Raw genomic sequence first — 13872 nt, 5'->3', positions numbered from 1 at the left:
TCCTCATAAATGCGCCGTGCCCGGGTTGTTCTCGCCGACAAGGCGGCTGAGGTAGTCATCCGGGTCCATGGTGTCTTCTTCGGGGATGCGGTTCAAAAGTGCCTGCACACGATCGGATTTCGAAGCCAGCACTTCTTCGACCGTGCCGATCATCAGGATTTCGCCGCGATCGAGGATCGTGATGCGGTCCGCAATCTTGAATGCGCTGTCCAGTTCGTGGGTTACGACGACGATACTCATGCCCATGGCGTCGCGCATGTCGAGGATCAGGTCGTCCAGCGCCGACGCCACGACCGGATCGAGCCCGGCCGACGGCTCGTCACAGAACAGCACTTTTGGATCCATGACGATCGCGCGGGCAAATGCAGCGCGCTTGATCATGCCGCCGGACAGCTCGGACGGCATCAGATTCTCGAAGCCGGAGAGTTCGACCACCTCCAGCTTCATGCGGGCCATGATTTCCATGGTCAGAGCGTCCAGATCGGTGTGCTCATAGAGCGGCAGCATGATGTTTTCGCCGACCGTCATTGAGCTGAAAAGTGCGCCGGACTGAAACGCCACGCCCAGCTTCTTCCGCACATCGAGAAATTCCTGCCGTGTGATCTGGTCAATATCCTTGCCGAGAATCCGCATGTTGCCTGATGTCTTCTCCTCGAGCGCCATCAGATGGCGAAGGAGCGTCGATTTCCCCGATCCCGAGCCACCCATGATGACCATGATCTCGTTTTCCAGGACCTGCATGCTGACGCCCTTGAGGATCATCCGCTCGCCATAATGCGTGACCAGATTCTCAACTTCGATCACCGCCTCGGGTCCGCTCGGCGGACGCTGGCGGGATTTGCGTTCTTCCATGATGCTTTGCGGGTTGCGCATGATCCGGTCCTACCGCGTCGCCACGAAGGCAAACAGCATGTCGGTGACGATGATCGCCGAAATCGACTGCACCACGGAACGGGTCGTTGCCTTGCCCACCCCTTCGGCACCGCCCTGCACACCGGCCCCGTTGACGACACCGATGACGGCAATCAGCACGGCAAAAATACAGCTCTTACCGATACCGTGACCGAGGTCGTCCAGCGACAGGATATCGATGGTGTCATGGGCATAGGCCGCGAGCGAAATACCGAGGTCCGCATTTACATAAAGTCCGGCGGCGAAAAGTCCCATGAAATTGCCAAGAAGCGTCAATGCAGGGACCATGACCAGCATCGACACCAAGGCCGGGACAACAAGAAACCGCGTCGGGTTAATGCCCATGACCTTGAGGGCATCGATTTCCTGGTTGATCTTCATGGTCCCGATTCTCGCCGCCAGCGCGGAACCGGAACGTCCGGCGACCAGAATGCCGGTTATCAGCGGGGCGAATTCGCGCACCACGGAAAATGCAATGCCGATGGTCACCCGGCTTTCAGCGCCGAATATCCTGAGCGTATGAATGCCCTGAATGGCGAGCATGACACCGATGGTGCCGGTCAGCATCAGAATGATCGGTATTGCCGCAACGCCGATTTCCATCATCTGCTGGATTACCGCACCCATGCGAACCGGTTGGCGTTCACGAACACCGAACAGCAGCCAGTAAAAGCTCTCGGCGACGAGGATGCCGCCGTTACCGACAGATTCGACAAAGGCCACGGCCGTCCTGCCGATCCCTTCGATCTTTTCCACTGCGGTAATCTTTTGCCCCGCCAAGTCGTCGTCCCCCGTCTCTCCCGGCCGTGACCGGGAAGATTTTTCACGCCACCGCGATAATACCTTCATCCACACTGGCGCAGATCGTAAAGACCCTGTCCAGACGTGCCAGTTGCAGCACCCGAAGCGCCCCTTCGCTGACCGACACGAGGGCCAGTTTCTGTCCCGACTTCTTGACGCTTTGGAGGCACTCGACAAGCGATGCCACGCCAGATGAGTCGATGTAACCGACACCCGACAGGTCGACCAGAATTGGTTGTCCTTTGCCGACCAGCGCCAACAGAGCCTTTCGGGCATCCGGAGAAGTCTGCAGATCGATATCGCCAGCAAACGCGATGACTAACGCGCCGCCGGATTCGGATAATTGATGCTCCATTGGTCCCTAATCCCCGATTCTTTTAACCATTCTCAATAGATTGCCGCCATCTATCGGCGGCGGCAAGAAGTCTACCTCATCCATTACTTCGCTGATGAGATGCGTCCCCAGCCCGCCCGGACGCAAATCGTCCAGATCGCGCGGCTTGATTTTGGAAATATCCACCGGATCGGCAAAGTCGCGAAGGAAAAGAACCATCGCATCCGGACGGTGCCGGATCTCTATAGCTATATCCCCCTCGCCTTCGTGGCCATAGGCATGACGAATGACGTTTTGGCAGGCTTCATCCACCGCCAGCACGATATCGCGTGTATCGGCTTCGGAAAATCCGCAGAACGATGCCGTCTCACGGACAGCATTGCGGATCAGACGAAGGCGGTTGGCCTTGGCCGTGACACGGAGTTGGAAAATTTTCTCGCCGGGCGCGTCCGTAGCACCGGGTTCCGCAGCGCCAAGCGCCACCCCCGATGTATGTTTGGCCGTGCCATCGTCGATAGCGAGCAAAGTTACATCGTCACGGAGCGCTTCACCTGTCCCGCCGATCTTTTCACGTACCTGGTTCAAAATACCCTGCACGCCGCCCGTGCCGGCATTGGCAATGAGTTCTTTCAGGCCATCCGCGCCAAGCTCGACGCCATCGGCGATATAACCCTCTGTGACGCCATCGGTGAAAACGAACAGTTGGCCGCCATTCAGGTTCAGTTCCGTTTCGGGAAACCCATCCTCGTCGAGGAGTGCGGGCGATATCCCCAATGGCGGCGCTTCCGCTTCGATGGCGCGAAAACTGCCGTCGGCGCCGTAAATCAGCGGCGGTTCGTGCCCGGCATTGGCCAGCCGTACATAACCGCTGTCCGGATCGTAAACGCCATGCACAAGTGTCACGAACATGCCGCGCGTCGCGGTTTCGCATATTTCCTCGTTCACGAGCGTCAGGAGCCTGCCCGGTTCCTTGATTGATTTTCCGAGACAACGAAGCAAGCTTGCGGTTTTCGCCATCATCAGCGCTGCGTTCATCCCCTTACCCGACACATCGCCGAGGGTGAACGCGACCCGCCCGTCATCGAGGGGATAAAAATCGTAAAAATCGCCGGAAACGACACGGGCCGGCAAATTGATGCCCTTGACCGGAAAGTCCGAATCTTTTTCTTCCGGCAGCAATGAGCGCTGAATTTCGGCGGCCAGTTCGAGTTCCCGCTTGACCCGTTCCTGTTCGACCAGCGCCGCCGCCATACGGGCGTTGAGAACTGCCAGCCCGGCTGAAACGGAAAGCGCCTGCAGCAGGTGCAGGTCATTATCGTCAAAAAGGCCGTCGCCGCCGCGTTTGTTGATCAACTCGATGGCGCCGATCTGCTCGCCCTTGACGCTCATCGGCGCGCACAGGATCGACTTTGTCTTGAAGCCCGTTTCGTCGTCGACCGAGGCATTAAAATCGGGATCTTTGGCGACATCGCGGACGATGCGTCCGCTGTCGTTCTGCACGCAGAACCCGACGATCCCCTGATCGGCAGCAATCTCCAGACCGGTGATTTCCACCGGCCCGACGCAGGCATCGCAGAGCAGTTTTTCCCCAGACGGGGACAGCATGAACAACGCACCGGCCTCGGCATCGACATAGTCCGTGATGCGTTGTACGGCACGCGCCAGTGTTGCTTCCAGATCGAGGCTGGTCGCGAAATCGCGGCCCATATCGGCCAACAGTTCCAGATGGCTGTGCGCATCACCTGGCGCCACACCGAAGCGTGCGCCGCTGCTCAATTCCACACTGTTTACGTTGCCTTCGGCCATGGCCGAAACTATGCCCGGAAAGCCCCCAGCGGGCAAATCCGTTAGTGGCTATCCAAGAACCAGTACGGCCATCCCAGAAAGGATCAGCGCACCGCCTGTCAACCGGTCGAACAAGGGCCAACCTGGCGTGAGTTTCTCTGCCAATGCAAACAGCGCAAGGCCGCCGATCCAGTAAAGGTTCATTACCCCGCCGACGAACAGCAGAAGCATCATCGCCCAGCAACAACCGACACAGAACACCCCATGCACAATGCCCATCCGAAACGCCCCCCCGGCGCCCGGGCGCCAGATTCTGCTAAGGAACACCACGGGGGTACGGCAAGCTTCAAGACAACGATTTTTAACCGGGGTCAACTGCCAGCCCCCGGCCCCGATCAGGAGCACGGCATTCAGCAGGTGCGAGGAAGACGCCATCATGCCATTAACCCAGCCGCTCAGTTCCCCTGCGGCGTGTAATCCCGTCGCAGCGAGGCTGAAACCGCCCCAGGTCACAAGATAGCCAAGGGCGAATACCGTCATATCACCCAGCGCGCGATCACGGTTGCGCCTTGCGACCACACGCTGGTACAGAAAAAGCATGGGCGCCGCTGAAGGCAGCATCATCGCCACCATCATCACCCACCACATGGCAAACATCAGCGCACTGTTCATCGGCGTCCACGCAGTCGGCGGCATCGCCATGTCGCTGGCCATACCCGTCATGTCGATAGCCGTCATGTTCATGCCGACACCGAGCGCGGTATAGGTCCAGGCAATGATGCAGACAGGCGCAAGGACAAGGACCGCCATCTGGCGGTCCTTACGCAGTATTCTTGAAAACAAACCGGCTAGCATCGGCCTTAGCCTTACGCCGCTGTTTCAAAAAGATGATCCTTGATGATGCCATACGGACCGTAAGTCACGTGGCACAGCACACCGTAAACCTTTTCCCAATCCATCGGCATCTCCGGACCGGGGGACTTGATCGTTGCGCTGGCCATTTCGCCGACCTTGAACTCAAACGATGTCTTGAGGTTGATCTGCGCACGGTGATCTTCCCCGGTGACCGGGTTCTTGATCGGCTCGAGTTCGAAATCCATAACCTTAGGTACGCTAAAAGATCCAGTTGCGTTTTCGATATCGCACGCGAATTCAATGGCCGTAAAAACCGGATCGAGTTCGGTTTCTATCGTCGAACCATAGATATTGAAGACCGTGGTCGGTTCCTGTTCCTCGCCGCTTAGAATTTTGAACAAGGCATCGACTTGTGCCTCCGTTGCACGTTCATCGACAAAAGCCTGCGCCGTGCCGCCACCTTCATGAACGGCACCAGGCCAACGGAACCGTACGGCGAAGACAAGTCCATCCAAACGAACGTCTTCAAAATAGCCCTCGTCGATCCGCATGGCTTCCATGCCTTCACAATCGCCGTTCGTGGGGCGGCCGTTAAACTCGCACGGACACCCGTAATCGCAACTACACCCGCCGATTTTGGGCCCGCGCAACATCCAATCTTTGTATTCACTCACTGTTACCCTCCTATTGATCTGATCCTCCGGCCGGACTTAATCAGCCCGCGTCGGTCAGGACGGGCGCGTTACTATACCAACTAGTCTGTTATGTAAATCTGTATAATTGTATTTATAATAATAATTTAGATGTGATATAAATCACACTTAAAGTTTATACATACTATATGGTTTGAAAATATGCCGCGTTCCGGAGCCACCACCCGCCTAAATATCCTCAACGCCGCGCAGGGAATCATCCTGCAGCGCGGCTTTGCCGGTGCGTCAATTGACCGCATAATTACCGAAGCCGGAATCACCAAGGGGGCGTTCTTTCACCACTTTCCGAACAAGGCCGCCCTCGCCGAAGCTGTGGTCACACGCTTCATTGAAACCGAAGCCGCCCTTTTTGATGATATCTGCGTACGTGCCGAACGGCTCAGCGACGATCCGGTGCAAAGACTGCTGAACATCCTGGGCCTCTATGCGGATGCTCTGGACCAGCATCCCGAGGTGATTGAGGGGTGTATTTATGCTTCTGTCGCCCTGCAACGCAGCGAATACCCTGCAACCATCAGCGGCCTCACCAGCGTGAGCATCGAGCAGACCGTAGATAAACTTCGCCCCTACTATCAAGCCGCGCTTGACGCCGCGCCGCCCCGGAAAGCTGTGGATGTGGATGATCTGGTGGACCTGTTCGTCAGTGCCGGTGAAGGCGCTATCATTCTGGCAGGCGTGCGTCAGGACCCGGCATTGCCGGGGCGGCAATTCCGCAATCTGCAGGCACAAACCGCACTTCTGCTCGGCAGATAGCCTTTTGGATCAGATGCGCACCTTGGCGTAAGCACCGGGGGCATCCTCGATCACCTTGAGCTTGCCGTCGCCGGGCTTTCTCGCAGCCACGGTTCCGCCAGCATATTTCTTGACCCATTTCTGCCAGTCCGGCCACCACGAACCCGCATGCTGGGTGGCGCCATCGAAGAATTCATCCGCATCTTCCGGCGTCTTGGTGTTGGTCCAGTAGCAGTATTTGTCAGCCGCCGGCGGATTGATGACACCCGCGATATGACCGCTTGCCGACAGCACGAACCGCTTCGGCCCCTTATAAAGCTTTGTCGCCATATACGTCGATTTCCACGGCGCGATGTGATCGTCCTTGGTCGACAGCCAATACACCGGCACCTTGATCTTCGTCAGATCGATCCCCACTCCGTCAAGCGTGATGCCGCCCGGTTGCACCAGTTTGTTTTCCAGGTACATTTTCCTGAGATACAGCGAATGCATCATCTTCGGCATACGCGTGTTATCGGAATTCCAGTACAACAGATCGAAAGCCATCGGCTCGCGGCCCAGCAGATAGTTGTTGACCACGAACGACCAGATCAGATCGTTGTCCCGCATCATGTTGAAGACCTGGCTCATGTACTGTCCATCGAGGTAGCCGGTTTTTTCCATGTGTTCGTCCAGGCGCTTAAGCTGGGCTTCATCGATAAAGACGCCCAGTTCGCCGGGTTCCGAGAAATCGACCATGGTCGTAAAGAAGGTCGCCGATTTGACGCGGTTATCCTTTTTCTCGGCCATATACGCCAGCGTCGAGGCCGTCAGCGTCCCGCCGATGCAATAACCGATCAGGTTCAACTCGGACTCGCCGGTTGCCTCTTTGATTGCATCCATCGCCGCCAGAGGTCCCTCGAGCATATAATCCTCGAACCTTTTATCGGCATATTTCTGATCGGGGTTGATCCACGAGATGACGAATACCGTCTGCCCCTGGTCGGTTGCCCATTTTATGAACGAGTTCTTCGGTTGCAGATCAAGGATGTAATACTTGTTGATCCAGGGCGGCACGATCAGCAGCGGCCGCTTTGCGACTTTTTCCGTCGTCGGCTCGTACTGCAGCAATTGTATCAAATCGTTCTGATAAACAACCTTGCCCGGAGTCACGGCGACGTTCTTGCCAAGCTCGAACGCATCGGCATCGGTCATTGAAATGCGCAGTTCGCCCTGACCACGCTCCATATCCTTGAGCAGTTGGTCCAGACCCTTGATCAGGTTCTCGCCCTTCGTCTCTTGTGCTGCTTTCAACACCTTCGGGTTGGTCGCTGCAAAATTGGTCGGCGAAAGCGCATCGACGAACTGGCGTGTGTAGAATTGCAACTTTTCGCGGGTTTTCGGGTCCACATCCTCGACATCGCGGACCTGATTATGCAGCCAGTCCGACGTCAACAGATACGATTGCTTGATAAAATCGAAGACCGCATCCTCGGACCAGGCATTGTCCTTGAAACGGCGGTCATCGCGGGCCGGTTCGATCACCGGCTTCACATCTTCTTCGCCGGACATGCGTTTGGCCGTGGCCTGCCATATTTCCGCATACCCCTGCATCAACTTTGCCTGGGATTCAGCGAATTTCTGCGGATTGGACATCATCTTCATGGAAGCATCCATGAACATCCGGCCGATTTCGACCGGATCGGCAACGCTGTAGTTTTCGCCTGATTGCTGACGCTCGAGAAAGGTATTTACGATGCGTTGCGAGCGTTCGGCAAAGTCTGCATAAATTTTTGCATGCTTTTCCGCATCGAATACTTGATTGGTTTCATTGCCGTCCTCGGCCATGGCTTCGTCTCCCCTGGTTCGGCCCATCATAACCCAGCTTCGCTATTGATTTAAGTGTTGTCGACCGCCTTTGGCGCTTTATAACGAAGTCCATGTCTCAAGCACCCTTCGGCATTGTCCGCTCGCCTTCACACTTGCTTGCTTTGGTGACAACCATCGCAGCAGTCTTTCTGTTTATGACGCCGCCGCCTGCCGGCGTGCCACAGAGCGCGTTTACGGGAGCGGCGCTCGGCCTGCTGGCGGTCGGATTATACGCCACCGTTGCGATCCCCGAATTTCTGACGGCACTGGTCTTCTTCACGTTGGCCATGGTCATCGGTGCCGCCCCGGCGGACGTCGTGTTTTCCGGATTTCATTCAACAGCCTTCTGGATGGTATTCGGTGGACTGATTATCGGGGTCGCCGTCCAGAAAACCGGTCTTGGCGCTCGACTGGCAACAACGATCACCGCCAAATTCGCCGGTAGTTATTTCCGTGTCGTCTGTGGTGTCGCGCTGGTCTCCATCGCGCTGGCGTTACTGATGCCGTCGACCATGGGCCGGATTATCCTGCTCGCCCCGATCGTCCTTGCCCTTGCCGACAAGCTGGAATACGGCCAGGGCTCTCGCGAGCGAACCGGCCTGGTCATGACGCTGGCCTGTGCGAGTTGGATGCCGTCGAGTGCTATTCTACCGGCAAACGTGCCGAATATGGTACTCGTCGGTGTCGCCGAGAACATGTTCGGCATGACCTTCAACTACGGCGAATACATGCTGATGCACATGCCGGTTAACGGTATTATTAAAGCCGTTTCGGTCGTTGCACTGGTGTTCATGCTGTTTCCGAGCGCGAAAACAGGCCGCGACATTGCATTTGATGTTGAACCCGCCCAGCCGCTTCGCCCGGAGGGCCGTCGGCTTGCACTTATACTGGCCGTGACTCTCGGTTTCTGGGTCACCGACTTCATCCACCATATCTCCCCGGCTTGGGTTGCGATGGCCGCGGCCGTCGTTTGCATGTTGCCCGGCATCGGTATCGTCAACGGCGACGATCTGAAAACAAAGGTGAACTTTCCGTCCGCCATTTACGTTGCCGGCATCCTTAGTCTGGGTGCAGTTCTGGTCGAAACAGGCGCCGGCGAATGGATCGGCGGCTGGCTGCTGGCACATATCCCGCTGTCAAAAGATGCCCCGCTGATGTCGTTCTTTTCCATTATCGGGCTAGGCACCGTGGTCAACATGGTCGCGACCGCGCCCAGTGTGCCCGCCATCGTCGGCCCCATGGCCAGCGAATTATCGAACCTGACCGGGATACCGCTCAGAACCGTACTGATGAGCCAGGTGATCGCGTATTCAACGGTGATTTTGCCCTATCAGGTGCCGCCGCTGATCGTCGCCATGCAATTGGGTGGTGTCTCGCTCCGGGACGGTGCAAGGATGACCATCGCGCTGGCGGCCGTCTCGCTGATCGTGCTGGTGCCGCTTAATTATCTGTGGTGGGTGTTCCTGGGGTTGCTCTAGGAGGCGTTTGTGCAGGTCAAACTAACTTCGGCGCTGACATGCCCCGTATGCGGGTTTGAGGAAACGCTGAGTATGCCGACAGATGCCTGCATCTATTTTCACGAATGCGGCAAATGCGGCGTCGTGCTTAAGCCCAAACCGGGTGATTGCTGCGTATTCTGCTCCTATGGCGATACCCCCTGCCCACCTATCCAAGCCGGCGATCAATGTTGCAACAGCCAGGATGAATAAAACCAGGACGATTAGAACCAGGGCGCATAGAAAAAGGCCGGGGCGAACCCCGGCCTTCGTCATTCATGATATCCGGCGTTTATTGCGCGGGTGCGACATAGCCGAATGAACCCCACCAGTAGACGGCGGTGAACAGGAACAGCCAAACCACGTCAACAAAGTGCCAGTACCAGGCGGCGGCTTCGAAACCGATATGGCCTTCAGGTGTGAAGTGCCCCTTCAGCGTGCGGAAATAGCAGACCAGCAGGAAGATCGTTCCGACCAGAACATGGAAGCCATGGAACCCGGTTGCCAAATAGAACGTCGATGAGTAGATGCCGTCCTGGAAGCCAAACGTTGCATGGCCGTATTCGTAGGCCTGACAGGCCGTGAACAATGCGCCCAGAATAACCGTCAGCAGGATGCCGGTGGCACCACGCTTGTTGTCACCCAGGCGAATAGCATGGTGTGCGTAGGTCACGGTGACGCCGGACGTCAGCAGGATCAAGGTGTTCAGGAACGGCAGATGCCACGTTGCCAGCGGCTCGATGCCTTCCGGCGGCCAGGTCGGCGATGCGACGAAACTGAGCGCCGGGATCGATGCGTTGAAGTATGCCCAGAAGAAGGCATAGAAGAACATCACTTCAGAAACGATGAATAGCAGCATCCCCATGCGCAAACCATGGCGGACAGCCTCGGTATGATCATGTCCGTTACGCCCCTCAGCGATGACATCGCGCCACCACAGTGCCGCAACGATCACCAGCGCCGCGAAGCAGACCAGCAAGCCGACCATCGACGATCCATGCATATACATGATCGCGAAGATCGCCATGGCAAAAGCAAGCATGCTTGCCACGAACGGCCACGGGCTCGGATTGACTATATGATAGGGATGACTTTTCGCACCACTCATCGGTATTTTCCCCCTCGGGTTTTAATTACTCATGACAGGGACGGCATTGGATATACCGCCCTTGTCAGCCCTTCTCCGCAGCTTTCAACGGTTGCCGCACTTCCGAAACCTTACTTTCAGCATCAGTTTGCTCATAGAAGGTATAGGAAAGCGTAATCGTCTTCACGTCACGGGTATTTACGTCGTCATAGATCGCCGGATCGACATAGAAAGATACCGGCATCTCTGCGGTTTCCCCCGGCTTCAACACCTGTTCGGTGAAACAGAAGCAGTCGATTTTGACGAAATACTGTCCGGCCTTGAGCGGCGTCACATTGAACGTCGCCGTGCCGGTCATTGTCTTGTCCGTCAGGTTGGTCGCCTGGAAAAACGCCAAACGTTCTTCGCCAAGCTTCAGCTTTATTTCATGCTGTACGGGCTTGAAGCGCCATCCCAGGCCGGAATTGGTATTGGCATCGAAACGAACCGTGAAATCGATGTCGGTCGCCGTTTCCGGTGCGTTCGCCTGAACGCCCGGCGTGCCGCCCAATCCCGTCACCTGACAGAAAAGGCGGTAAAGCGGCACCGACGCGAACGCCAGTCCAAGCATGCCGGCAGCGACGGAGAATAATATCACCGCCGTCCGGGCATTCTTGCGTTTGGCGTTCGCCATCGTTTCGCTCCGCAGGCCGGCTTATTCGGCCGGTGCCTTACCGGACATGTCCGGCTGGTCCTCGAAGGTGTGGAACGGCGCCGGGGAAGGCACGTGCCATTCCAGCGTGGTTGCACCCACGCCCCATGGATTCTGCTCGGCTTTCGCGCCGGATGCATAGGTCCTGAACAGGATCACGAAGAACAGCAATGTGCCGATCGCGGTGATCAGGGCGCCGACGGAACTCAGGTAGTTCCAACCCGCATAGGCATCCGGATAATCCGGAATACGGCGCGGCATGCCGGCCAGCCCCGCAAAGTGCTGCGGGAAGAACAGCAAGTTCACACCGACGAAGAAAATCCAGAACTGAACCTTGCCCCAGCCTTCGCTGTATTGCTTGCCGGACATTTTACCGATCCAGTAATACCAGCCGGCAAACATCGCAAAGATCGCCGCGATCGCCATCACATAATGGAAGTGGGCGACCACGAAATAAGTATCGTGGAACACCAGGTCCGCCGACGAGTTGGCCAGCGTCACACCCGTGACCCCACCCACAACGAACAGGAAAATGAAGCCGAAGGCATACAGCATCGGCGTTTTGAACTCGATGGACCCACCCCACATTGTCGCCAGCCAGGAGAAGATCTTAACCCCTGTCGGCACGGCAATGACCATCGTCGCGGCGGTGAAGTAAGCCCGGGTATCGACGTCGAGACCGACGGTGTACATGTGGTGTGCCCACACGACGAAGCCGACAACACCGATCGCCGCCATCGCGTACGCCATCCCGAGATAGCCGAACACCGGCTTCTTGGAGAACGTGGACACGATCTGCGAGATGATACCGAACGCCGGCAGGATAATAATGTAAACTTCCGGGTGGCCGAAGAACCAGAACAGGTGCTGCCACAGGATCGGGTCGCCGCCACCGGCGGGATCGAAGAAATGCGTGCCGAAGTTACGGTCCGTCAGCAGCATGGTCAGCGCGCCGGCAAGAACCGGCAGCGCCAGCAGAAGCAGGAACGCCGTCACCAGTATAGACCATACGAACAGCGGCATCTTGTGAATGGTCATGCCCGGCGCACGCATGTTGAAAATGGTCACGATAAAGTTGATCGCCCCCAAAATCGACGAGGCGCCTGCAAGGTGCAGGGACAGAATGCCGAAATCGACGGCTGCGCCCGGATGGTAGACGTTACTTGAAAGCGGCGGATACACCGTCCAGCCAGTCCCGACACCGCTTGCCACGAATGCCGAAATTACCAGCATCGCCAGTGCTACGATCAGCAGCCACAGGCTGATGTTGTTCATACGCGGGAACGCCATGTCCGGCGCACCGATCATAAGCGGCACGAACCAGTTGCCGAAGCCGCCGATCATTGCCGGCATGACGACGAAGAACACCATGAGGAATCCGTGCGCGGTCAACAGCACGTTATAGAACTGGAAATCTTCGATGTATTGAATGCCGGGTTCGGCCAGTTCCAGGCGGATGTACCAGGACATGCCACCGCCGATAATGGCGGCAACCATCGAAACATAAAGATAGACCGTGCCAATGTCCTTGTGGTTCGTCGAGCAGAACCAGCGTGAGAAAAAGCTCGGATAGTGGTCGTCGTGACCGTGTTCGTCGTGATGGGCGTCAGCTGCGTTCGCCATGTTACGTCCCTCTCCTCAAATATCTGTGCGGATGATCAACGGGTGATAGCCGGTACACCGGCTGCTGCCAGCCGAACCGTGCCATCCGTTTTGGTGTCATCCGATGCGAATTTTTCCTGGGCTTCCTTGACCCACTTGGCGAAATCTTCCTTCGATACCGCCTGAATGGCGATCGGCATGAAACCGTGGTTGACGCCGCAAAGCTCGGAACACATGCCGTACAGCGTCTTGCCGACGTACTTTTCATGAATCCGGGTCCAGGTTTCGTTGATACGGCCCGGCATGGTGTCGATCTTGACCGACAGCGACGGGATCGCCCAGTTATGAATAACGTCCGCAGACGTCAGCAAAATACGAATGTTGGTTTCGACCGGGAGCACAACCTTGTTGTCGACGGTCAAAAGCCGGGGCTGGCCTTCCTTCAGTTCATCCTTCGGAACGATGATGCTGTCAAAGGTAAAGTCGCCGTTGTCGGGATAAGCATAATTCCAGTACCACTGATTGCCTGTAACCTTCAGCGTCATTTCCGCATCGTGGGTACGGTCCGCGAAATACAGATGTTTCAGTGACGGGACGGCAATGCCGACCAGAATGAAAATCGGAATGATCGTCCAGGCGACTTCCAGACCCGTGTGATGTGTGGTTTTTGACGGCACCGGATTTTTCTTGGCGCTGAAGCGAAAGGCGATATAAGCCATCAACCCCAGAACGAAGATCACGATAAGGGTTTCGATCACCAACAACTGCGCATTGAAGGCAACGATGCGGTCTGCTGTCGGCGAGGCAGGTTCCTGCAACCACATTTGCCAAGGCGCCGAGCGCACTTCACCATTCGGGCCGGCCAGCGCCGGGCCCATGGCCATCAACACGCCGACAAGCGCGGGTACGAAAATCTTGAGCTTGTTTAGCATTCGTCTCACCTGATTGCTGGCCGCCTACTATAGACCGCCTTTAAATTGTCATTGCCGATACGCCGTGACGGACAAAACACCAGA

At 56.8% G+C, this 13872-nt stretch carries 14 protein-coding genes; 3 read left to right on the top strand and 11 right to left on the bottom strand.

Translation table 11 applies throughout. From position 1 onward, the window contains the following. Positions 1-3: 3 nt before the first annotated feature. The 6 genes from L2D14_06340 to L2D14_06315 are packed head-to-tail and all read right to left on the bottom strand — an operon-like array spanning position 4 to position 5361. Complete coding sequence (locus L2D14_06340) at positions 4-873, bottom strand: ATP-binding cassette domain-containing protein (protein ID WNK01041.1); 870 nt, start codon at positions 871-873, stop codon at positions 4-6. Positions 874-882: 9 nt separating this feature from the next. Beyond that, positions 883-1692: an ABC transporter permease gene (locus L2D14_06335; protein ID WNK01040.1), complete on the bottom strand. Its 810-nt coding sequence runs from the start codon at positions 1690-1692 to the stop codon at positions 883-885. Between the two features lie 43 nt (positions 1693-1735). After that, entirely contained in the window at positions 1736-2068 is a 333-nt protein-coding gene (locus L2D14_06330; GenBank protein WNK01039.1) for an STAS domain-containing protein, read from the bottom strand. Between the two features lie 6 nt (positions 2069-2074). Further along, positions 2075-3853 (bottom strand): SpoIIE family protein phosphatase, encoded by a 1779-nt coding sequence (locus L2D14_06325; protein ID WNK01038.1) that lies wholly within the window; start codon positions 3851-3853, stop codon positions 2075-2077. Positions 3854-3901: 48 nt separating this feature from the next. Further along, a complete protein-coding gene (locus tag L2D14_06320; protein WNK01037.1) occupies positions 3902-4642 on the bottom strand; it encodes a DUF2182 domain-containing protein in 741 nt (246 codons plus the stop codon). A 56-nt stretch (positions 4643-4698) separates the two neighbouring features. Continuing rightward, entirely contained in the window at positions 4699-5361 is a 663-nt protein-coding gene (locus L2D14_06315) for a DUF1326 domain-containing protein (protein ID WNK01036.1), read from the bottom strand. 180 nt (positions 5362-5541) lie between these two features. On the opposite strand from L2D14_06315, the gene L2D14_06310 reads away from it, so the two are divergent. Continuing rightward, the gene (locus L2D14_06310; protein ID WNK01035.1) at positions 5542-6153 is read left to right on the top strand and encodes a TetR/AcrR family transcriptional regulator; all 612 of its coding nucleotides are present in this window, start codon (positions 5542-5544) and stop codon (positions 6151-6153) included. A 9-nt stretch (positions 6154-6162) separates the two neighbouring features. Here L2D14_06310 and phaC read toward each other — a convergent pair whose 3' ends face one another. After that, complete coding sequence (gene phaC, locus L2D14_06305) at positions 6163-7959, bottom strand: class I poly(R)-hydroxyalkanoic acid synthase (protein ID WNK01034.1); 1797 nt, start codon at positions 7957-7959, stop codon at positions 6163-6165. 92 nt (positions 7960-8051) lie between these two features. Between phaC and L2D14_06300 the strand changes: the two genes are divergently transcribed. Together L2D14_06300 and L2D14_06295 are read left to right on the top strand one after the other, a co-directional pair. Continuing rightward, positions 8052-9458 carry an SLC13 family permease gene (locus tag L2D14_06300; GenBank protein WNK01033.1) on the top strand — a complete coding sequence of 469 codons (1407 nt, stop codon included), beginning with the start codon at positions 8052-8054 and terminating at the stop codon, positions 9456-9458. Between the two features lie 9 nt (positions 9459-9467). Beyond that, complete coding sequence (locus L2D14_06295; protein ID WNK01032.1) at positions 9468-9689, top strand: GDCCVxC domain-containing (seleno)protein; 222 nt, start codon at positions 9468-9470, stop codon at positions 9687-9689. Between the two features lie 79 nt (positions 9690-9768). On the opposite strand, the gene L2D14_06290 is transcribed toward L2D14_06295, so the two are convergent. The 4 genes from L2D14_06290 to coxB form a co-directional block, all read right to left on the bottom strand. Further along, complete coding sequence (locus tag L2D14_06290) at positions 9769-10584, bottom strand: cytochrome c oxidase subunit 3 (GenBank protein ID WNK01031.1); 816 nt, start codon at positions 10582-10584, stop codon at positions 9769-9771. Between the two features lie 64 nt (positions 10585-10648). After that, the gene (locus L2D14_06285) at positions 10649-11236 is read right to left on the bottom strand and encodes a cytochrome c oxidase assembly protein (GenBank protein ID WNK01030.1); all 588 of its coding nucleotides are present in this window, start codon (positions 11234-11236) and stop codon (positions 10649-10651) included. Between the two features lie 21 nt (positions 11237-11257). After that, positions 11258-12877 carry a cytochrome c oxidase subunit I gene (ctaD, locus tag L2D14_06280; protein ID WNK01029.1) on the bottom strand — a complete coding sequence of 540 codons (1620 nt, stop codon included), beginning with the start codon at positions 12875-12877 and terminating at the stop codon, positions 11258-11260. 35 nt (positions 12878-12912) lie between these two features. Continuing rightward, complete coding sequence (gene coxB, locus L2D14_06275) at positions 12913-13788, bottom strand: cytochrome c oxidase subunit II (GenBank protein WNK01028.1); 876 nt, start codon at positions 13786-13788, stop codon at positions 12913-12915. Between the last annotated feature and the right edge of the window lie 84 nt (positions 13789-13872).

The organism is Thalassospiraceae bacterium LMO-JJ14 (genome assembly GCA_021555105.2).
Taxonomy (GTDB): domain Bacteria; phylum Pseudomonadota; class Alphaproteobacteria; order Rhodospirillales; family Casp-alpha2; genus UBA4479.
Note: the sequence above shows the minus strand (reverse complement) of the source record. Positions and strands in the feature narration are given on the sequence as shown.